17 protein-coding genes and 1 pseudogene are annotated in these 19100 nt (G+C 69.2%); 1 reads left to right on the forward strand and 17 read right to left on the reverse strand.

Annotated elements, in window-relative coordinates:
• Positions 1 to 53: 53 nt before the first annotated feature.
• The 3 genes from OOT46_RS22655 to OOT46_RS22670 all read right to left on the reverse strand — a co-directional run bounded on the left by OOT46_RS22655 (position 54) and on the right by OOT46_RS22670 (position 4296).
• On the reverse strand, positions 54 to 1337 hold the full coding sequence (locus tag OOT46_RS22655) for an ABC transporter substrate-binding protein (RefSeq protein WP_265405897.1): 1284 nt from the start codon (positions 1335 to 1337) through the stop codon (positions 54 to 56).
• Positions 1338 to 1352: 15 nt separating this feature from the next.
• Positions 1353 to 2939 carry a methyl-accepting chemotaxis protein gene (locus OOT46_RS30795; RefSeq protein WP_322114281.1) on the reverse strand — a complete coding sequence of 529 codons (1587 nt, stop codon included), beginning with the start codon at positions 2937 to 2939 and terminating at the stop codon, positions 1353 to 1355.
• A gap of 217 nt (positions 2940 to 3156) precedes the next feature.
• The gene (locus tag OOT46_RS22670) at positions 3157 to 4296 is read right to left on the reverse strand and encodes an ADP-ribosylglycohydrolase family protein (RefSeq protein WP_265405898.1); all 1140 of its coding nucleotides are present in this window, start codon (positions 4294 to 4296) and stop codon (positions 3157 to 3159) included.
• Positions 4297 to 4506: 210 nt separating this feature from the next.
• On the opposite strand from OOT46_RS22670, the gene OOT46_RS22675 reads away from it, so the two are divergent.
• Complete coding sequence (locus OOT46_RS22675) at positions 4507 to 5397, forward strand: SGNH/GDSL hydrolase family protein (protein ID WP_265405899.1); 891 nt, start codon at positions 4507 to 4509, stop codon at positions 5395 to 5397.
• Positions 5398 to 5443: 46 nt separating this feature from the next.
• Here OOT46_RS22675 and OOT46_RS22680 read toward each other — a convergent pair whose 3' ends face one another.
• The 14 genes and pseudogenes from OOT46_RS22680 to OOT46_RS22745 all read right to left on the reverse strand — a co-directional run.
• A complete protein-coding gene (locus OOT46_RS22680; RefSeq protein ID WP_265405900.1) occupies positions 5444 to 6355 on the reverse strand; it encodes an SDR family oxidoreductase in 912 nt (303 codons plus the stop codon).
• A gap of 22 nt (positions 6356 to 6377) precedes the next feature.
• Positions 6378 to 7334, reverse strand: a complete 957-nt coding sequence (locus OOT46_RS22685; RefSeq protein WP_265405901.1) for a glutathione S-transferase family protein — start codon at positions 7332 to 7334, stop codon at positions 6378 to 6380.
• A gap of 81 nt (positions 7335 to 7415) precedes the next feature.
• The gene (locus OOT46_RS22690) at positions 7416 to 9101 is read right to left on the reverse strand and encodes an isovaleryl-CoA dehydrogenase (RefSeq protein WP_265405902.1); all 1686 of its coding nucleotides are present in this window, start codon (positions 9099 to 9101) and stop codon (positions 7416 to 7418) included.
• A 24-nt stretch (positions 9102 to 9125) separates the two neighbouring features.
• Positions 9126 to 10148, reverse strand: coding sequence for an NADP-dependent oxidoreductase (locus tag OOT46_RS22695; RefSeq protein WP_265405903.1), 1023 nt, complete (start codon positions 10146 to 10148; stop codon positions 9126 to 9128).
• A gap of 16 nt (positions 10149 to 10164) precedes the next feature.
• On the reverse strand, positions 10165 to 10620 hold the full coding sequence (locus OOT46_RS22700; protein WP_265405904.1) for a PaaI family thioesterase: 456 nt from the start codon (positions 10618 to 10620) through the stop codon (positions 10165 to 10167).
• An 11-nt stretch (positions 10621 to 10631) separates the two neighbouring features.
• Positions 10632 to 11417, reverse strand: coding sequence for an SDR family oxidoreductase (locus OOT46_RS22705; RefSeq protein WP_265405905.1), 786 nt, complete (start codon positions 11415 to 11417; stop codon positions 10632 to 10634).
• A gap of 85 nt (positions 11418 to 11502) precedes the next feature.
• Positions 11503 to 11853 (reverse strand): Dabb family protein, encoded by a 351-nt coding sequence (locus OOT46_RS22710; protein ID WP_322114282.1) that lies wholly within the window; start codon positions 11851 to 11853, stop codon positions 11503 to 11505.
• Between the two features lie 2 nt (positions 11854 to 11855).
• Positions 11856 to 12050, reverse strand: a complete 195-nt coding sequence (locus OOT46_RS22715) for a hypothetical protein (RefSeq protein WP_265405906.1) — start codon at positions 12048 to 12050, stop codon at positions 11856 to 11858.
• A gap of 8 nt (positions 12051 to 12058) precedes the next feature.
• Positions 12059 to 13918 carry an acyl-CoA dehydrogenase gene (locus OOT46_RS22720; protein ID WP_265405907.1) on the reverse strand — a complete coding sequence of 620 codons (1860 nt, stop codon included), beginning with the start codon at positions 13916 to 13918 and terminating at the stop codon, positions 12059 to 12061.
• A 138-nt stretch (positions 13919 to 14056) separates the two neighbouring features.
• On the reverse strand, positions 14057 to 15232 hold the full coding sequence (locus OOT46_RS22725) for an acetyl-CoA C-acyltransferase (RefSeq protein ID WP_265405908.1): 1176 nt from the start codon (positions 15230 to 15232) through the stop codon (positions 14057 to 14059).
• Between the two features lie 19 nt (positions 15233 to 15251).
• On the reverse strand, positions 15252 to 15854 hold the full coding sequence (locus OOT46_RS22730; RefSeq protein WP_265405909.1) for an HD domain-containing protein: 603 nt from the start codon (positions 15852 to 15854) through the stop codon (positions 15252 to 15254).
• Positions 15855 to 15889: 35 nt separating this feature from the next.
• Positions 15890 to 17983, reverse strand: coding sequence for a 3-hydroxyacyl-CoA dehydrogenase NAD-binding domain-containing protein (locus tag OOT46_RS22735; protein WP_265405910.1), 2094 nt, complete (start codon positions 17981 to 17983; stop codon positions 15890 to 15892).
• A gap of 175 nt (positions 17984 to 18158) precedes the next feature.
• Positions 18159 to 18854 carry an ABC transporter ATP-binding protein gene (locus OOT46_RS22740; RefSeq protein ID WP_265405911.1) on the reverse strand — a complete coding sequence of 232 codons (696 nt, stop codon included), beginning with the start codon at positions 18852 to 18854 and terminating at the stop codon, positions 18159 to 18161.
• Positions 18855 to 18856: 2 nt separating this feature from the next.
• A pseudogene (locus tag OOT46_RS22745) lies at positions 18857 to 19100 on the reverse strand (ABC transporter ATP-binding protein); the annotation flags it as partial.

Below are 19100 nucleotides of genomic sequence, written 5' to 3' on the forward strand. Positions count from 1 at the left end.
CCCAGGCGGGATGCCCGGTCCGAGCCGGTGTCGGGCCCGGTGGACGACCCGGCTCACCACCCGCCGCCCTGCAGCTCCTTCAGGGTCGCCTCCAGCCGCGTGACGGCGTCCTCCGGCCGGATCCGCCCGCCGAGCGCCTCGTGCACGGTGGTCGAGAACGCGGCGCTCACCGCGTTGTACTTCACCCCGGTGGCGCTGGAGGGACGCGCCACGGTGGCGAAAAAGCTGCGCATCAGGGCGCCGAGGTAGGGGTTGGACGCCTTCACCTCGGGGTCACGGTACAGGTCGTTGATGGTCGGGTTGTAGGCGGCCTTGACGGCACGCTCCTTCTGCACCGCCGCACTGGTGAGGTGCAGCACCAGGTCGGCCGCAACCGCGGGGTTCCTGGAGTACTTGGACACCGAGAGCTGCTGGCCGCCCAGTGTCGCGGCGTGGCGGGCGGCGTCGCCGCTGCCTTTCGGCAGGATGGCGATGCCGACCTTGTCCTTGATCGGGCTGTCCGCCGCCTGGGCCAGCGCCCAGGCATAGGGCCAGTTGCGCATGAAAACCGCGTTCCCGCTCTGGAACGCCTGTCGCGCTTCTTCCTCGCCGAAGCCGAGGACCTCGGGCGGCGAGATGGTGCCCACCCAGGACGCCGCGGTCGCGATCGCCTGGACCGCGAGCGGGCCACCGATCGTGGCCTTGCCCGTCTCGTCGACCAGCGTTCCGGCACCGAAGCTGCTGAGCCATTCCATCGCATCACAGGTCAGGCCCTCGTAGGCCCGGCCCTGCCAGACGTAGCCCCACATCTGGGCGTTCCCGGCGGTGCGCTCGGCGCTCTGGATGTGTTGCGCGACCTGCTTCAGCGCTTCCCAGGTCTTGGGCAGGTCCTGCCGGTGTTTCTCGAGCAGGTCGCGGCGGTAGTACAGCACGCCGGCATCGATGAACCAGGGCATCGCCAGCAGCTGACCGTTCACGGTGCCGTTGGCCACCATGCCGGCGAAATGCGCCTTCTCGGCACCCTGGCTGTAGGGCTTGAGGTCCAGCAGATGCTCGCGCAGCGTGCCGATCTGGACCACGTCCAGCTGCAGCACGTCGACCTTGTCGGAGCGCGCTGCCAGCGCCTTCTGCAGCCAGGCCAGCCGGGCGCTGCCATCGCTCGGCACCGCCACCAGCTCCACGCTGTGCCCGGTCTTGCGGCTCCAGGCCTCGGCCGCGCTGCGGCACAGCTCGAGTTCCTGGCCGATGCCGCTGCAGGCGGCCCGCACCGTGGCCGCGCTGGCCGGCAGGCTGGCCAGCGCCAGCAGGGTCGCGGCCGCCGCGCGGCGCAGCCAGGGGGTCCAGGGAATGTGTTTCATGCCTCGCCTCCCGTGTCAGGCCCCGGCCTTGGCCGGTTCCTCCTGGAGGCGGAAGGTCGAGACCAGCGCCGCCAGGCGCGCCGCCTGCTCGCGCAGGCTGGCGGCGGAGGCCGCCGATTCCTCGACCAGCGCCGCGTTCTGCTGCGTCATCTGCTCGAGCTGGTTCACCGAGTGGTTGACCTGCCCGATGCCGCCCGACTGCTCGCTGGATCCCGCGGTGATTTCCGCGATGATGTCCGCCACCCGCTGCACGCTCCCGACGATCTCGCTCATGGTCGAGCCGGCGTCCTGCACCAGGCGCGAGCCGCTTTCGACCTGTTCCACCGAGCTGCCGATCAGCACCTTGATCTCGCGGGCCGCGTCCGCGGACCGCTGCGCCAGCGAACGCACCTCGCCGGCGACCACCGCGAAGCCGCGCCCTTGCTCGCCGGCACGCGCCGACTCGACCGCGGCATTGAGCGCGAGGATGTTGGTCTGGAAGGCGATGCCATCGATCACGCCGATGATGTCGCTGATGCGTTTGGAGCTGGTGTCGATGGCGTCCATCGTCGAGACCACCCGGTCCACCACCTCGCCGCCGCGTTTTGCGACGGCCGACGCCGACAGGGCCAGCTGGTTCGCCTGGGACGCGGCATCGGCGTTCTGGCGCACCGTGGCGGTCAATTGCTGCATCGACGACGCGGTGAGCTGCAGGCTGCTGGCGGCTTCCTCGGTGCGAGCGCTCAGGTCGCGGTTGCCGCCCGCCACCTCGGCGCTGGCCAGGTCGATGTTGTCGGCGGACTGGCGGATCTCGCCCACCAGGCCGCGCAGCTGGTCCTGCATGCTCGCGATCGCAGCCAGCAGCCGGCCGATCTCGTCGGCGGACTGCACCTGCACGGAGGAGCTCAGGTCGCCCTTGGCGATACGCTCGGCGATCCGGATCGCCCGGTCCACCGGCGCCTTGACGCTGCGGGTGATGCCCCAGGCGAGGAAACTGCCGGCCAGCACCGCCAGCACCACCACCAGCCCGGCGACCGTCTGGGCCCGCTGTCGGCTGTCCAGCGCGGACTGGTAGGCCTGCTGGTTCAGCTCGGCTTCCAGCGCGATGAGCTCCGCCACCTTGTTGCGCCAGACGGCTTCACGTGGCCGCACCTCGTTCAGGAGGGTGGCCGTGGCCGCGGCGCTGGCGCCGTCCTCGCCTTCCTTGGCCGCCCGCAGCACCAGCGGCAGGGTGTCCTTCGACGACTCGCGCAGCGCCTGCATCAGGCGGCGCTCGGACTCCGAGCCGCTGGCCTGGATGCGCTCGGCCAGCGCCTGCTCCGCCTTGACATAGGCCGCCTGCGCGCGCCTCAGCACCGCCACCTCGGCGTCCAGCTCCTTGACGTCGATGATGAGCGTGATGCTGCGCGCCTGGACGGCCAGCACGTTGATCTGGTTCAGCATCTCGTGCGCCAGCGCCGTCTTCGGGTCGTTGACTTCCTTGGTCTCGCGCAGCCGTTCGGCAATGCTTCGGAACTCGGCGCTGTTCATCGCCGCCACCCCGACCAGCATCAGGATCACGCTGGCGAAGCCGAGGGCGAGCCGTCGACCGATGGAGAGTTGATTGAGTTTGAGGAAGGACATGGTTTCCGTCGTGTCGATAGGGGGCTGGAGGCGCGCCGTACGGCTGCCGCGGCTCCGCCAGGCGGTGTTATCGACACAGGCGACGGATTCTTGAGTGCATTTTTTTCACGGCGCGCCGGCCGTCGAGGCGGCCCGCCGTCTGCCTCGACGGGGGCGTCGCCTGCTCTGCCCTCCACCGAGCGGCGCGATCGGCCAGGCCGGCCGTCCCGAGCCGGCCTCAGGCCGCCCCCGAGACCCCGCCCAGGTAGCGCCGCTCCAGCACCGTCCAGTTCCTCTCGCGCTCGATGAAGTCCTCGTAGGCCTCCGGCAGCCTGCCGCTCAGCAGGCTGTCGGCATAGTGCTCCAGCATCGCCGCGTCCATGCAGCGCTCCAGGGGGATCCAGTCGGTGCCGAAACGGGCGCCGAGGATGCCGCCGGCAATGGCGGCCACGGTGTCGGTGTCGCCGCCCTGCTGGACCAGCTCCGCCAGCAGGGACTGCGGCTCGTCGTCCGGCCACAGGCCGACACACAGCGCGTGCACGCCGCCCAGCAGGACGAAGGCGTGGTTGACGGGCGACTCCATCGCGGCCAGCTCGATGCCATGGCCCGTGGCACTCTCGGCCAGCGCGCTGCGCAGCTCTGCCAGGCCGGACCAGGGCGACGTCAGGAAACGCCGCAGCGTCGCCGATACTGCGTGCACCTGCGCCGGCTCGCCCACCGGCAGCGTGCCGGCCTGCGCCAGCGAGGCCTCGATCTCCTCGACGTAAGCCGGCAACTCCTCGCGGATATCGGCGTCGTGGCGCCCCTGCAGCAGCATGGCCCCGCAGACGGCCACCGCCAGCGCAAAGCTCACCGCCCGCAGGTCGGCGTGCGTGCTCGCAGTGGCCTCGACGACCACCCGCGTCAACTGCCGCAGGTCGGCGCTGTAGAGGGCAGCGAGCGGAGCGATGCGCATCGCCCCGCCGATGCCGGCCGTCGCGCTGCCGCACTCCAGCGGTGGCCGGCCGTCGGCCATCTTTTGCAGGGCACTGCGGAAATTGCGCCCGGTACCGCGCCAGGCCTGCCGGCGCTGGCCTTGCAGCAGGTGCTCGGCCCAGCGCTCGACATGCCAGCCGTCCTCGTGCAGGCAGCTGTGGACGAGCACCAGGGCCTGCTGGGTGTCGTCGGAGTGCAGCCCGAGCGGGCGCAGGTGGTCGCGCACAAGGGGGTCGGACGGAATGCGATCGAGCGGATAGGCCGCCGGCAGGTGCTCGTAGCGGCCGTAGACCGCCTCGATCTGCGCCGGGCTCCAGTATTCGACCGGGCAACCGAACACGTCTCCCCAGGCCAAGCCCAGCAAGGTGCCACGAACCTTCTGCGGATCGACGAAGCTGCTCATCCTGACCTCCCGAGGGCGGAAGCAGTGTCGCACAGGCCCACCCTGCCTTCGCGCCGTCCTGGGGGGACAGCCCGCTTGAACCCTTGGTGCAATTGCCGGCGACATCGCGCGCCGCTTAGAGTTTCCGGCCGGCGGTGCGCCCCGAGCGTTTCGTTTTTGGCCGACCCGCCTGCCTTTCCTTTGATCTTTACCTGGGAACAGGAGGGAATCGTGGAGCATGGCAAACGTCTACTACTTCGAGGCGCCGGCGGACTGGCCCTCCTGCTGACGTGCGGACGGCGCGCCGGCGCGCACGGGTCGACCCGTCGCCTGGTGGCCTTCGGCGACAGCAATGTCGACAACGGCAACCTCTTCCGCCTCTCGCAGGGAATGTCGCCGGCTCCACCGGCATGGCAGGGCCGGGCCAGCAACGGGCCGGTGGTGGTGGAGTACCTCGCCGCCCGGGCGAGCTGCCTGCTGGAATCCTATGCGGTCGGCGGCGCAACCACCGGCCTGCCCAACATCCAGGCCCAGGACGACTTCGCGCCGACCTACCCGACCGGCACCGGGCTGCACGGCCAGATCGATGCGTTCGAGCTCGGCGGCAACCGCTTCGGCCCCAAAGACGTGGCCGTCGTCTGGGCCGGCTCCAACGACATCCGCGGCGCCCGCCGCGAGGACCGTCCGACGCTGAAGCGCCTCATCGCGCGGGCGGCCAGCAACATCGACTCGGCGCTGACCCGGCTCGACCAGCTCGGAGCACGGCACATCGTGGTCGCCAACCGCACGCCCCGCACGGTGCTGGGCAGCGACGACGACCTCAACGGGGTGGACCTCAACGTCGCGATCCGTGCCACGGCGGAGCAGGCGGCACGGCGCCTGGCCACCGACATCCGGCTCTACGACGCCTACACGGCGATCGCGACGATGATCCGGGAGCCCAAGCGCTGGGGCTTCAGCGAGGTGCTCGGGGTGTGCATCACCGTGCCTGCCTGCGCCTGGGACGCCTATGGCGGCCCACAGCCGGTGGGCGAGCAGTATGTGCACTGGGACATCGCGCACAAGACGACGCATGTGCACCGGCTGATGGGTGAGCAGATGGCCGCCATGCTGGCGCACTGAACCCCTTCGGAGCGGGGACGGGCGCGCCCTGCCCCGCTCCGCGGCCTCAGCCCTGCGGCGCCCTCAGGGCCTTGCGCAGGTCCGCGCCGATCTCGGGCTTGGCCTCGAAGGGGTCAGTCGGATTGCGCCCCATCACCACGTCCTCCAGGCGCTTCTGCACCATGCCGAGCGCCTGCGGGTGGCTGTAGATGTAGAACTGATGGTCGCGCACCGCGTTCATCACCTTCTGCGCCACTTCCTGCGCAGTCACCTTGCCGGAGGTGACCGCCTTCGCGCTCATCGCCTGGGCCACCAACTGGCTGGCGGTGGGCTTGGCGCCGGTCAGGCTGTCCTTCGGGCGGTTGCGGTGCGACTCGTGGATGCCGGTCGGCACGAAGTACGGGCACAGCACCGAGCAGTCGACCTGGTCGGTCACCAGGTGCAGGTCCTGGTAGAGGGTTTCCGACAGGCTCACCACCGCATGCTTGGTGACGTTGTAGGCGCCCATGTTGGGCGAGTTCAGCAGACCGGCCATCGAGGCCGTGTTGACGATGTGGCCCTCGTACTCGGGATTGCTGCGCGCGGCCTCGATCATCAGCGGGGTGAACACGCGCACCCCGTGCGCCACGCCCATCAGGTTGACGCCCACCACCCATTCCCAGTCCTTCAGCGAGTGCTCCCAGATCAGGCCGCCAAAGGCGACGCCGGCATTGTTGAACACCAGGTGGGGCACGCCGAACTCCTGCACCGTCGCGGCGCCCAGCGCCTCGACCTCGGCGGCCTTGGACACGTCGAGCCGGAAGGGCAGCACCTTGGCGCCGAGTCCGCGGATCTCCGCGGCGGCCTTGTCCAGCGCGTCCTGCTGCACGTCGGCCATCACGACGTTCATGCCTTGGGCGGCGGCCAGGCGCGCCACCTCGAGGCCGAAGCCGGAAGCCGCGCCGGTCAGGACGGCGGTTTTGCCTTGGAAGGTTTTCATGTTGTGGGCTCCTTATAAAAACTCATTGCGCCTGGGCCGGCTTCAGCTCGTAGCCGATGCGGGGGAAGTGCACGTGCACGGTGCCGGCGCGCGGGTCGGTGCGGCGCAGGCTGACGCACCGCTCGTCGGCGCGCAGCAGCTCGCCTTCGACCGGGTCGAAGGCATAGTCGGTCGGCGTCACGCAGACGCGCTCGCCGAGGCGCAGCTTGGGCGCATCGACCAGCGGCGCCTCGGGCACCGGCTGGGCCTGGGCCGAGGCGGCGATCTCGATGGCCTCGGCGGCGCTACGCTGCACTGGCGCCTCGGCATCCAGGCCGATTGCGGCGATGCGCTCCAACCACCGGCGCACCTGAGGTGCGGCATCGAAGATGCCGGCGATGGGCTTGAGGCGTTTCACGAACCACAGTGGGTGGTAGGCCGCGAAGTCGGCCAGCCCGGGCTCGCTGCCCAGCAGAAAATCGCGGCCGCGCAGCTGGTCGTCCAGCCACCCGAGTGCATTGCGCAGCTGCACCGCAGCCGCCGCGGGCGGCAGGCGTTGCGCGCCGGGGCGCATCTTGGCGCGGTCTTCGGCGAAGGCCTGCACCAGGGCCGGCGGCGCGCCCTCGAACAGCGCGGCGATGCCCGCGGGCTGGAAGGAATAGGCCATCGCGGTCCAGAACAGCGTGCGGTCGGCCCAGTCGGCCTGGGCGCGCGCCTGCCCCTCGGTGGAGCGGCCCGCCGCGTCGGCGGGAAACAGGCTGGGCGACGGCTGGCGCGCTTCGAGCACGTCCGCCATCAGCGCGGTGTCGCAATAGATGTCGGCCCCCACCTGCAGGAAAGGCGTGCGGCGGTAGCCGCCGGTCAGCGCCGCCACATCGGGCTTGGGCATGATGGACGGCACGATGACCGACTGCCACGCCAGGCGCTTGTGCGCGAGGATCAGGCGGATCTTCTCCGAGAAGGGCGAGATCGCGTAGTGATGAAGGATCAGGTCTTGCACAACGGTAGGTCCAGGTGGTGGGAAGGAAACCGGCTGGCGCAGGCACGGACGCCGGGTCCGCGCAGCGCCCCCGCCGGCAGTTCAGTGGGGCATGGCCCTCGCGATCAGGCCGTCCAGGTCGAGCCCGGCAGGCAGCGCGCCGAAGGCCAGGCCCTGCACGGCACCGAGCCGCGCAGCGCAGAAGGCCTCGAACACGAAATCCGGCGCGTGCCGGCGCAGCAGCGCCGCCTGCACGGCCAGCGCGACGTCCTGTGCCAGCCGGCGCGCCTCGCCCTCGGACACGCCATCCTCGATGCGAGCCAGCAGCGAAGCCCGCAGCGCATCGAGTGCCGGGTGGGCGCCGGCCGCGCCTTCGAGCTCGGCGTCCAGCGCCGCGACGACGTCCTGGGTCTTGTCACCGCCCCGCTTCCTGAGGGCGCGCAGCAGGTCCAGCGCCATCACGTTGCCGGCGCCTTCCCAGATCGAGTTCAACGGCATCTCGCGGTAGATGCGCGCCATCACGCCCTCGCCGCCCTCCTCCACGTAGCCGTTGCCGCCCAGGCACTCCATGGCCTCCTGGGCAAAGCCGCTCCCGCGCTTGCAGACCCAGTACTTGGCCACCGGCGTCAGGACGCGGCGCATCTGCGCCTCGAAGGGGTCGTCCTGCCGGTCGACGGCGCGCGCCAGCCGCAGGCTCAGTGCGATGGCGGCCTCGCTCTCCAGGGCCAGGTCGGCCAGCACGGCGCGCATCAGCGGCTGCTCGATCAGCGGCCGGCCGAAGGCCTGGCGCTGCGCGGTGTGGTGCAGCGCCAGCGCGAGCGCCTGGCGCATCAGCCCGCTGGTGCCCAGGGCGCAGTCCAGCCGCGTCAGGCTGCCCATCTCCAGGATCTGCGGCACACCGCGGCCTTCCTCGCCGACCAGCCAGGCGGAGGCGCCGGTGAACTCCACTTCACTGCTGGCATTGGCCTTGTTGCCCAGCTTGTCCTTCAGGCGCTGGATGCGCAGCGCGTTGACCGAGCCGTCGGGCAGCCGCCGCGGCAGGAAAAAACAGCTCAGACCGGCCGGCGCCTGCGCCAGCACCAGGAAGGCATCGCACATCGGCGCCGAGAAGAACCACTTGTGCCCGACCAGCCGGTAGCGCCGGCCCCAGGGCGTGTCCTCCTCGAACTGCGCCTGGGTGGTGTTGGCGCGCACGTCGGAGCCGCCCTGCTTCTCGGTCATGCCCATGCCCATCGTGACACCGGCTTTGTCCGCCGCGGGCCGGAAGCCCGGGTCGTAGGTGGTGCTGGCGAGCTTGGGGAACCAGTCGGCGAACACCGCCGGATTGGCGCGCAGCGCGGGCGTCACCGCATAGGTCATCGAGATCGGGCACAGCGTGGACGGCTCCAGCTCGGTGAAGAGCATGAAGCCCGCGGCGCGTTCGACGTGCGCGCCCGGCCCGCCGGCCCATGGCGTGCCGTGCAGGCCGTGGCGCACCGCGGTCGCCATCAGCTCGTGATAGCTGGGATGGAACTCGACCTGGTCGATGCGCCGGCCGTAGCGGTCGTGGCTGTGCAGCTCTGGCCCGTGCAGGTTGGCGAGCCGCGCGTGGCGCTGCATCTCGGCGCTGCCCAGCGTCTGGCCGAGCGCCTGCAGCCGAGCCGCGACCGCCGGCGCGTCGCCCAGGTGAAACGCCAGCGCGTCGTGCAGCGCCCGGTGGCCGGCGTAGAGGTTGTACCCGGACAGGGGGGTGCTCTGGTTGAAGACCTCGTGCGTCCGGTCCGACACCTCAGTGGCGATGGTCGACATGCGCGGTCCCTCCCCGGGGCGGTGTCAGATGAGCTTGACGAGCTGCTTGCCGAAGTTGCGGCCCTTGAGCAGGCCGAGGAAGGCGTCGGGCGCGTTCTCCAGGCCCTCGGCCACGCTCTCGCGGTACTTGAGCCGGCCGGTCGCGACCAGCGTGCCGAGCTCCTTGAGGGCCTCGGGCCAGGCGTCCATGTGTTCGGCGACGATAAAACCCTGCACCTTGAGCCGGGCCGTCAGGATGAGCTGCGGGTTCTCGAGCGGGATGGGCTCACCGTTGTAGCCCGAGATCATTCCGCACACTGCGATGCGCCCGTGGTCCTTCATCTGGGGCAGCACCGCGTTCAGCACCATGCCGCCGACGTTCTCGAAATAGCCGTCGAAACCCTCGGGCGCCGCGGCCTTGAGCGCGGCCGCCAGCGACTTCGCGTCGCCGTGCTGCTTGTAGTCGATGCAGGCGTCGAAGCCCAGCTCCTCGGTCACGTAGCGGCACTTGTCGGTGCCGCCGGCCACCCCGATGGCCCGGCAGCCGCGCGCCTTGGCGAGCTGGCCCACCGCGCTGCCCACCGCGCCGCTGGCGGCGCTCACGACCACCGTCTGGCCCGCCTGCGGGTCGATGATGCGCACCAGCCCGTACCAGGCCGTGACGCCCGGCATGCCGACCGCGCCGAGGTAGGCCGGCAGCGGCACATGGGTGGTATCGACCTTGCGCAGGAGGCCAGGCTGCGCGGCGTCGACCGTGGAGTACTCCTGCCAGCCGCCCATGCCGACGACCTTGTCGCCGGGCGTGAAGGAGGCGTGTCTGGACTCGACCACCTCACCCACGGTGCCGCCGATCATGACCTCGTCGAGCGGCTGCGGCTGGGCATAGCTGCGGCCCTCGTTCATGCGCCCACGCATGTAGGGGTCGAGCGAGAGGTAATGGTTGCGCACCCGCACCTGGCCCTCGCGCAGCTCGGGCAGCGGGGTTTGCACCAGCTTGAAGTTGGCGGCGCTCGGCTCGCCTTGGGGGCGCGAGGCGAGCAGGATCTGTCGATTGGCGGCTTGGGTCATGAGAAATCTCCTGTTTTCAGTCCGAGCCGGCGCCGTCGAGGCGGCGCTGCAGCGGTTTGACGTCGCGCTTCTCGGTCGGGAGCGCTCGCACGTACTTGAAGGTGCCGGTCGCGTGCGCGATGCGCTCGCCGGCGCCGTTGAGAATCTCGCCTTCGCAGAAGGCCAAGGTGGCGGTGTGGTGCATCAGCCGGCCGATCGCACGCAGCTCGCCTTCGCCGGGGCGCATGAAGCTGGTTTTCATCTCGATGGTCACCACCCCCGGGCCGAAGTCGGCACGCTCGCGGTTGATGCTGCGGGCGGCGTGGGCCATCGCCACGTCCAGCAGGGTCATGCTGACGCCGCCGTGGGCGACGCGGAAGGAGTTGAAGTGATCCTCGCGCAGCGGCAGGCGCAGCTCGGCTTCGCTGTCACCGATGCGCACCAGCTCGAAACCCAAGGCCTGGACAAAAGGAATGTGGACCGGGAACTGCACCGCCGCCTCCCTCAGCCGCCCACCAGGGCGCTGACGCCGCCGTCCACCGCCAGGATCTGACCGGTGATGTGCTTGCCGGCCGCCGAGGCGAACAGCAGCGCCGCGCCCTTCAGGTCCTCGTCATCGCCGATGCGTTGCAGCGGTGCGTGCTTGGCGACGTTGTCGACGCCCACCTTCTCCAGCGTGCCACGCGTCATCTTGCTCGGGAACATGCCCGGCGCCAGCGCGTTGACCGTGATGCCGTGGCGGCCCCACTCGCAGGCCAGCGCGCGGGTGAAGTTGACCACCGCGCCCTTGCTGGTGTTGTAGGCGATGGTGTTCATGAAGGCGGGGTTGCCGCCCAGGCCGGCGATGGAAGCGACGTTGATCACGCGGCCCTGCCGGCGCGGGATCATGCTCTTCTTGCCGATCGCCTGGGTGAGCAGGAAGATGCTGCGGATGTTGAGGTCCATGACCTTGTCCCAGGCCTCGACGGGATGGTCCTCGGCCGGGGCGCCCCAGGTGGCGCCGGCGTTGTTGACGAGGATGTCGACGTGGCCGAGCCGCTGCAGCGTCTCGTCGGCGATGCGGTGGATGTCCTCTTCCTTGCTGGCGTCGGCGGCGACCCAGCGCGCGTCGATGCCGCGGTCCTGCAGGTGGGCCATGGCCTCCTCCAGGTCCTGCGCCTTGCGCGAGCTGAGCATCAGCTTCGCGCCGGCCTCGCCGAGTGCCTCGGCGATCTGCAGCCCCAGGCCGCGCGAGCCGCCGGTGATCAGGGCCGTATGGCCGCTCAGGTCAAACAGGGAGTTCAGGCTCATACACAGACTCACAAACTGGTTGTCATCAAAAGGACAGGCGACGCCGGCCCGTGCAGGCCGGTGCGCCCAGGGCTGGGCGCCGTGGCTACAGGGGCGCCGGATAGGTCGGTGCGAACGACAGGTCGTCGGCCAGGTCCAGGTCGGCGCCGGGCGCCGAGGTTTCGTAGTCGAGCACCGCCCGGGACAGCCGCAGCCGACCCAGCTGTGCGCCCACGGCCTTGTGGTGCGGATGTTCCTGGTAGGCGTCCAGCGCCGCCTTGTCGGTGAAGGTGGAAACCAGCACGACGTCGTGGCTGGCCTCGAGCTTCCTGGTGCGTATACCGACCTCGAACTCGACCATGCCGGGCACCAGGTTCTTGCAGCTGTCCAGGAGTTCCTTGAATTTGGGGGCGTCCGCGGCGTCGTTCAGCTGCCACATGACGATGTGCTTGATCATGCTCACTTCTCCGAAGGCTTCATGCGAGAGCGCACATAGATCAGCACCACGCCGACCGCAGCGGCCCCCGCACCACCGAGCATAAAGCCGTTGCCGAGCGCCTCGTCGCCGCGCGCCACGAAAACGCCGAGGCACAGCGCCAGCAGCCCGCCGTAGATCAGTATCCAGGTCCACTTTTCTACGGTGCGCGTGTTCATGGTGTGCCTCAGAACCAGTCGTCCTGCATGTCCCGGCAGGTCGGGTCGCGGCTCTCGACCACACCCAGCCAGGCGCCGATGCGAGGCAGCTCGTAGCGGAAGAAGTAGCGCGCCGCGGCCAGCTTGCCCTGCAGGAAGGCGGCGTCGCCGCCCTCGTCCAGGCGCTGCTGCGCCCGCAGCGCCACGTCCAGCCACACCCAGGCGAGCACCGTGTGGCCGAAGGCCTGCAGGTAGGGCGTGGCGTTGGCCAGCGCGTCCTGCGGGTCGCCGGTGGCCCAGGCGGCCTGGGTGGCCTGACCGATGCGGGCCAGCGCCTGGGCCAGCGCGCTGGCGGGCTCCGCCAGCGCCGGCACCCGCCGCGCCCGCTCGATCGTCGCATGGACCTTCGAGGCCAGCAGCGCCAGACCTTGACCACCTTCCATCACCACCTTGCGACCCAGCAGGTCCAGGCCCTGGATGCCGTGTGCGCCCTCGTGGATCATGTTGAGGCGGTTGTCGCGCCAGTACTGCTCGACGGGGAAGTCGCGCGTGTAACCGTAGCCACCGTGCACCTGGATCGCCAGGCTGTTGGCCTCCAGGCACCACTCGCTGGGCCAGCTCTTGGCGATGGGGGTCAGCACCTCCAGCAGCAGCCCCGCGTCCGCGGCCTGCGCACCGTCACCGGTGGCCTGCTCGTCGACCAGGCGGGCGCAGTACAGCTCCAGCGCCAGAGCGCCTTCGCAATACGCCTTCTGGGCCAGCAGCATGCGCTTGACATCGGCGTGCTGGATGATGGGCACCTGGGGCTGCGAGGCGTCCTTGCCGCCGGGGCCCATGGGCCGGCCCTGCGGACGCTGCCGCGCGTACTCCAGCGAGGCCTGGTAGCCGGCATAACCCAGCATGGTCGCGCCCAGGCCCACGCCGATGCGCGCCTCATTCATCATGTGGAACATGTAGGCCAGGCCGCGGCCCGGCTCGCCCACCAGGTAGCCGATCGCCCCGGCGCCCTTGCCGTCCAGGCCCCCGCCCTGCTCCGCCCGGACCGGGAAACGGCCCTCGCCGAAGTTCAGCAGCGTGTTGGTGGTGCCGCGGTAGCCGAGCTTGTGGTTGAGGCCGGCCAGCGCGACGTCGTTGCGCTCGCCGGTGAGCCGGCCCTCGGTGTCGACCAGCTTTTTCGGCACGATGAACAGCGAGATGCCCTTCACGCCCGGCACGGTCTTGCCGTCGGGGCCCGGGATCTTGGCCAGCACCAGGTGCACGATGTTCTCGGTGATCTCGTGCTCGCCGCCCGAGATCCACATCTTGTTGCCCTTGAGGCGGAAACGCGGGCCCAGCGGGTCGCTCTCGGAGTCGGGGCCGTCCGGCACCGCGCGGGTCGCGACGTCGGACAGGCTGGAGCCGGCCTGCGGCTCGCTCAGGCACATGGTGCCGAACCAGCGGCCGGCGAATTCGTTCTTGGCAAACACCTCTTTCTGCGCGGCGCTGCCGTGCGCCATCAGCAGGTTCGCGTTGCCGTTGGTGAGCATCGCGTAGCCACCCATCGCGACGCTGGCCATCGAGAAGAAGCTGTTGGCCGCCATCTCGATGACGCAAGGCAGCTGCATGCCGCCGTTCTCGTAGTCCTGGGCCGCCGCCAGCATGCCGGACTCGACATAGGCGGCCAACGCCGCGTGCGTGCACTCCGGCAGGTGCACCCGGTCGCCGTCGAAGTGCGGTTCCTCGGTGTCGGACAGCCGGTTGTAGGGGGCGAACTTCTCGCGCGCGATGCGCTCGCAGGTGTCGAGCACCGAGGCGAAGGTCTCGGGCGAGTGATCGGCGAAGCGGGCGCGCTCGGTGAGCGATGCGACGCCGAGCCAGTCGTGAAGCAGAAAATCGAGGGTGGGACGCATCGGTGGGCTCGTCTACAGCCTGTAGTGGACAACAAGGCCGGCGAGCCGGCCGAAGCGGCGGGACGGCCGGCCGGTGGCCCGTCCCGCGGGACTCGCGGGGCTGGCCGCCAGGGCCAGGCTCCCGCGCGATTCAAGGCATCACAGCACTTCGAAGATGCCAGCCGCGCCCATGCCGCCGCCGATGCACATCGTGACGCCGACGCGCTTGGCACCGCGGCGCTTGCCTTCGATCAGCGCATGGCCGACCAGGCGCTGGCCGCTCACGCCGTAGGGATGGCCCACCGCGATCGCGCCGCCGTTGACGTTGAGGCGATCCATCGGGATGCCCAGCGTGTCGGCGCAGTAGAGCACCTGCACCGCGAAGGCCTCGTTGAGCTCCCACAGGTCGATGTCCGAGACCTGCAGGCCGAGGCGCTTCAGCACCTTGGGCACGGCAAAGACCGGACCGATGCCCATCTCGTCGGGCTCGCAGCCGGCGACCGCGAAGCCGAGGAAGCGGCCCAGCGGCTTGAGGCCGCGCTGCTCGGCCAGCTTGGCGTTCATCACCACGCAGGCGCCGGCGCCGTCGGAGAACTGGCTGGCATTGCCGGCCGCGACCACGCCGCCGGGCAGCGCGCTGCGGATGCCGGCCACGGCCTCATAGGTGGTGCCCGGGCGCAGGCCTTCGTCCTGCGACACCGTGACCTGCTTGGTGCGCATGCCCAGCACCGGGTCGGCGACGCCGGCGGTCACGGTGATCGGCACGATCTCGTCGTTGAACTTGCCGGCTTCCTGGGCCACGCAGGCGCGCTGCTGGCTGGCCGCACCGTACTGGTCCATGCGTTCGCGCGAGATCTTGTAGCGTTTGGCGACCTGCTCGGCGGTCTGCAGCATGCTCCAGTAGATCTCGGGCTTGTGCTCCATCAGCCAGCCCTCGCGGAACATGTGCGTGTTGGTCTCGTTCTGCACGCAGGAGATGCTCTCGACGCCGCCGGCGACATAAACGTCACCTTCGCCGGCGATGATGCGCTGGGCCGCCATCGCGATGGTCTGCAGGCCGCTGGAGCAGAAGCGGTTGACGGTGACGCCGCTGGCGCTGACCGGCAGGCCGGCGCGCAGCGCGATCTGGCGCGCGATGTTGCCGCCGGTCGCGCCTTCCGGCGTGGCGCAGCCCATCAGCACGTCCTCGACCTCGGCACCGTCGATGCCGGCGCGCTCGACGGCGGCCTTCACGACATGGCCGCCCAGGGTCGCGCCGTGGGTCATGTTGAAGGCGCCCTTCCACGATTTGGCAAGCGGGGTGCGGGCGGTGGATACGATGACAGCGTCGGTCATGGAGAAACTCCTTGGGAATTCAAGCAGCAGCGGGGCCGGACGCCTGAGGGTCGACGGCCGCCTTGTAGATGGTGTTGCGGGGCTGGGCGAACACGCGTCGCACGATGGGTTCGAACTCGGCGATCGGCAGGGTCTCTGCCGCGGCGTCGAAGGCCGGGTTGTCGTAGAGCTCGCAGAACTCGGCGGTGCGTTCGAAACACGGATGCGCGCGGAACTGCTCACGCATGTCCCGGTTCATGCCGATGTGGTGGAAGAAGTAGCGCCCCTGGAAGATGCCGTGGTGCTGCACCATCCAGAGGTTGTCCTCGCTGACGAAGGGCTTGAGGATGGCCGCGGCGATGTCGGGGTGGTTGAACGACCCGAGCGTGTCGCCGATGTCGTGCAGCAGCGCGCAGACCACGTACTCCTCGTCGCGGCCGTCGCGCAACGCCCGCGTCGCGGTCTGCAGCGAGTGGGTGTAGCGGTCCACCGGAAAGCCGCCGTAGTCGCCTTCGAGCACTTTCAGGTGGGCCAGCACCCGCTCGGGCAGGCCCTTCGCAAAGCCCATGAACTCGCCGGAGATGACTTTCCAATCGTCCCGCGTGCTGTCCTGCATGCGGGTGAAGCTGGCGCGTGTGGTCATGGTCGTCCTCCGGCGGTTCGTGGGGCGGGATCAGCTCAGCTGAAGCTCTTGCCTTCCTCGGCCAGCTTGGCGAGCAGCGGTGCCGGCTCCCAGAACTGCGCATCGTCGTGCGGGTTCTTCTGGAAGCGTTTCATCGCCTGCACCACGCTGAACAGGCCCTGGGTGTCGGCATAACACATCGGGCCGCCGCGGAACAGCGGGAAGCCGTAGCCGGTCAGGTAGACCATGTCGATGTCCGAGGCGCGCTGGGCGATGCCTTCTTCCAGGATCTTCGCACCTTCGTTGACCAGGGCGTAGACCAGCCGGCCGATGATCTCGTCGTCGCTGATCTTGCGGGCCTTGATGCCCAGCTCGGCGCGGTGCTTCTCGATCATCTCGTTGACCACCGGCGAGGGAATCGCGTCGCGCTTGCCCGGCTTGTAGTCGTACCAGCCGGCCCCGGTCTTCTGGCCGAAACGGCCCATCTCGCACAGCAGGTCGGCGGTCTTGCTGTAGCGCATGTTGGGTTTCTCGATGTAGCGGCGCTTGCGGATGTACCAGCCCACGTCGTTGCCGGCCAGGTCGCCGACACGGAAGGGGCCCATCGCGAAGCCGAAACGCTCGGCGGCCTTGTCGACCTGCTCGGGCGTGGCGCCCTCCTCCAGCAGGAAGCCGGCCTGGCGCGAGTACTGCTCCAGCATGCGGTTGCCGATGAAGCCGTCGCAGACGCCCGAGACAACAGCGGTCTTCTTGATCTTCTTGGCCAGCTGCATGACCGTGGCCAGCACGTCCTTGGCGGTCTTCTCGCCGCGGATCACTTCCAGCAGCTTCATCACGTTGGCCGGGCTGAAGAAGTGCATGCCGACCACGTCCTGCGGACGTTTGGTGAAGGAAGCGATCTTGTTGACGTCCAGCGTGGAGGTGTTGGAGGCCAGAATGGCGCCCTTTTTCATCACCTCGTCCAGGGTTTTGAAGACCTGTTCCTTGACGCCGATGTCCTCGAACACCGCCTCGATCACCAGGTCGGCGTCGGCGATGTCCTGGTAGCTCAGGGTTGTGCTCAGCAGTGCCATGCGCTGCTCGTACTTGTCCTGCTTGAGCTTGCCCTTCTTGACCTGGGCCTCGTAGTTCTTGCGAATCACGCCGATGCCACGGTCAAGGGCGTCCTGCTTCATCTCGATGATGATGACCGGGATGCCGGCGTTCAGGAAGTTCATCGCGATGCCGCCACCCATCGTGCCGGCGCCGATGACGGCGACCTTCTGGATCGGGCGCACCGGGGTGTCCTCGGGCACGTCGGAGATCTTGCTGGCGGCACGCTCGGCAAAGAAGGCGTGACGCAGGGCCTTGGATTCGGGCGTCATCATCAGCGCGGCGAACTGCTCGCGCTCGAACACCATGCCGTCCTCGAACTTCTTCTGCACCGAGGCTTCGACGCAGTCCACGCACTTGCTCGGCGCGGGGAAGTTCTTGGCCACCGCGCCCACGGTGTTGCGGGCGAACTGGAAGTAGCCATCGGGGTTGGCGTGCTCGGCCTTGAGCTGGCGCACGAGCGGCAGCGGGCGCTTCTCGGCCACCTCGTTGGCGAAGGCGACCGCTGCGGGCAGCAGTTCACCCTCGACGATGCGATCGAACAGCTTCTGGCCGGGGATGGCCGCGAGCAGCTCGCTCTTGACCGGCTCGCCGCTGACGATCATGTTGAGGGCGTTTTCGACGCCGATCGCGCGCGGCAGGCGCTGCGTGCCGCCAGCGCCGGGCACCAGGCCCAGCTTGACCTCGGGCAGGGCCACCTGGGTGCCGGGCAGCGCCACGCGGTAGTGGCAGCCGAGGGCCAGCTCCAGGCCGCCACCCATGCAGACCGAGTGGATCGCGGCGACCACCGGCTTGCTGCTGTTCTCGACCGTCGAGATCACGCTCAGCAGGTTGGGTTCCTGCAGCGCCTTGGGCGATCCGAACTCGCGAATGTCGGCACCGCCCGAGAAGGCCTTGCCGGCGCCGGTGATGACAATGGCCTTGACCTTGTCGTCGTCCTGCGCCCGGGCGATGCCGTCGGTGATGCCCTTGCGGGTCTCGTAACCCAGGCCGTTGACCGGCGGGTTGTTCAGGGTAATCACGGCGACACTGCCGTGGAGCTCGTAACTGGCACTCATCCGTAGGCTCCCATTCAAAAATAGAACGCTCGTTCGATTCTAAGAAGCTGAAACGCCGGGACCCTGTCTCCGGCGTGACAAATTGCTTGCAAGGGATGGCGGTTCGGGCAGGTCGAACGTCGCGGCCCGGGCACGGGCCTCCGGACGTCCCGCCACGCGGAATCCGCGACTGGACTCAGACCTCCAGCCACTCCTTGCGGACATAGGCATTGTTGCGCAGGTCGGCCGGCGTGCCTTCGAAAACGATGCTGCCGTGCCCCATGACATAACAACGCTGCGAGATCTCCAGCGCGATGGTCAGCTTCTGCTCCACCAGCAGCACGCTGACGCCGCGCCTCTTCAGCTCCTTCAGGTACTCTGCCACGAGTTCGACGATCTTGGGCGCGAGCCCTTCGGTGGGCTCGTCGATCATGATGAGATCGGGGTCGCCCATCAGGGTGCGGCACAGGGTCAGCATCTGCTGCTCGCCCCCGGAGAGCACGCCGGCCTCGGTGTGCTGGCGCTCCTTCAGCCTGGGGAACATGCGGTACATGTCGTCGAAGCTCCAGCGCCCCGAGGCACCCTTGCGCTTCTGGCCCAGCATCAGGTTCTGGTGCACCGTGAGCCGGGGGAAGATGTCGCGGTTCTCGGGCACGTAGCCGATGCCGAGGTGCGCGATATCGAAGGCCTTCTGGCCGAGGATCTCGCTGTCCTTGAAGCGCACGGAGCCCTGCCCGTCCACCAGTCCCATGATGGTCTTGACGGTGGTCGAACGGCCCGAGCCGTTGCGCCCCAGCAGGCTGACGATCTCGCCGGGCTGCACGTTCATCGTGACGCCGTGCAGGATGTGGCTCTTGCCGTAGTAGGCATGCAGCTTGTCGAGTTGCAGCATGATCAGACTCCGGCTTTCTCGGTGGCGCGGCCCGCCGCGGCGGATGCCTGCTGCTCGGCCAGCACGGAGCCGAGGTAGGCCTCTTGCACACGCTGGTTGGCGCGCACCTTGTCCGGCGTGTCGAAGGCGATCACCTCGCCGTAGACCAGCACCGCGATCTTGTCGGCCAGGCCGAACACCACCCCCATGTCGTGCTCCACGGTCAGCAAGGTCCGGCCCTCGGTGACCTCGCGGATCAGCTGGATG

The organism is Aquabacterium sp. A7-Y, from assembly GCF_026153205.1.
Taxonomy (GTDB): domain Bacteria; phylum Pseudomonadota; class Gammaproteobacteria; order Burkholderiales; family Burkholderiaceae_C; genus Caldimonas.

What these genes read in the sequence shown, in the direction of transcription:
- OOT46_RS22730 (WP_265405909.1), bottom strand. Translation starts at nt 15,854, where the DNA reads ATGACCACACGCGCCAGCTTCACCCGCATGCAGGACAGCACGCGGGAC.
- OOT46_RS22655 (WP_265405897.1), bottom strand. Translation starts at nt 1,337, where the DNA reads ATGAAACACATTCCCTGGACCCCCTGGCTGCGCCGCGCGGCGGCCGCG.
- OOT46_RS22725 (WP_265405908.1), bottom strand. Translation starts at nt 15,232, where the DNA reads ATGACCGACGCTGTCATCGTATCCACCGCCCGCACCCCGCTTGCCAAA.
- OOT46_RS22715 (WP_265405906.1), bottom strand. Translation starts at nt 12,050, where the DNA reads ATGAACACGCGCACCGTAGAAAAGTGGACCTGGATACTGATCTACGGC.
- OOT46_RS22705 (WP_265405905.1), bottom strand. Translation starts at nt 11,417, where the DNA reads ATGAGCCTGAACTCCCTGTTTGACCTGAGCGGCCATACGGCCCTGATC.
- OOT46_RS22710 (WP_322114282.1), bottom strand. Translation starts at nt 11,853, where the DNA reads ATGATCAAGCACATCGTCATGTGGCAGCTGAACGACGCCGCGGACGCC.
- OOT46_RS22690 (WP_265405902.1), bottom strand. Translation starts at nt 9,101, where the DNA reads ATGTCGACCATCGCCACTGAGGTGTCGGACCGGACGCACGAGGTCTTC.
- OOT46_RS22720 (WP_265405907.1), bottom strand. Translation starts at nt 13,918, where the DNA reads ATGCGTCCCACCCTCGATTTTCTGCTTCACGACTGGCTCGGCGTCGCA.
- OOT46_RS22680 (WP_265405900.1), bottom strand. Translation starts at nt 6,355, where the DNA reads ATGAAAACCTTCCAAGGCAAAACCGCCGTCCTGACCGGCGCGGCTTCC.
- OOT46_RS22670 (WP_265405898.1), bottom strand. Translation starts at nt 4,296, where the DNA reads ATGAGCAGCTTCGTCGATCCGCAGAAGGTTCGTGGCACCTTGCTGGGC.
- OOT46_RS22735 (WP_265405910.1), bottom strand. Translation starts at nt 17,983, where the DNA reads ATGAGTGCCAGTTACGAGCTCCACGGCAGTGTCGCCGTGATTACCCTG.
- OOT46_RS22695 (WP_265405903.1), bottom strand. Translation starts at nt 10,148, where the DNA reads ATGACCCAAGCCGCCAATCGACAGATCCTGCTCGCCTCGCGCCCCCAA.
- OOT46_RS30795 (WP_322114281.1), bottom strand. Translation starts at nt 2,939, where the DNA reads ATGTCCTTCCTCAAACTCAATCAACTCTCCATCGGTCGACGGCTCGCC.
- OOT46_RS22740 (WP_265405911.1), bottom strand. Translation starts at nt 18,854, where the DNA reads ATGCTGCAACTCGACAAGCTGCATGCCTACTACGGCAAGAGCCACATC.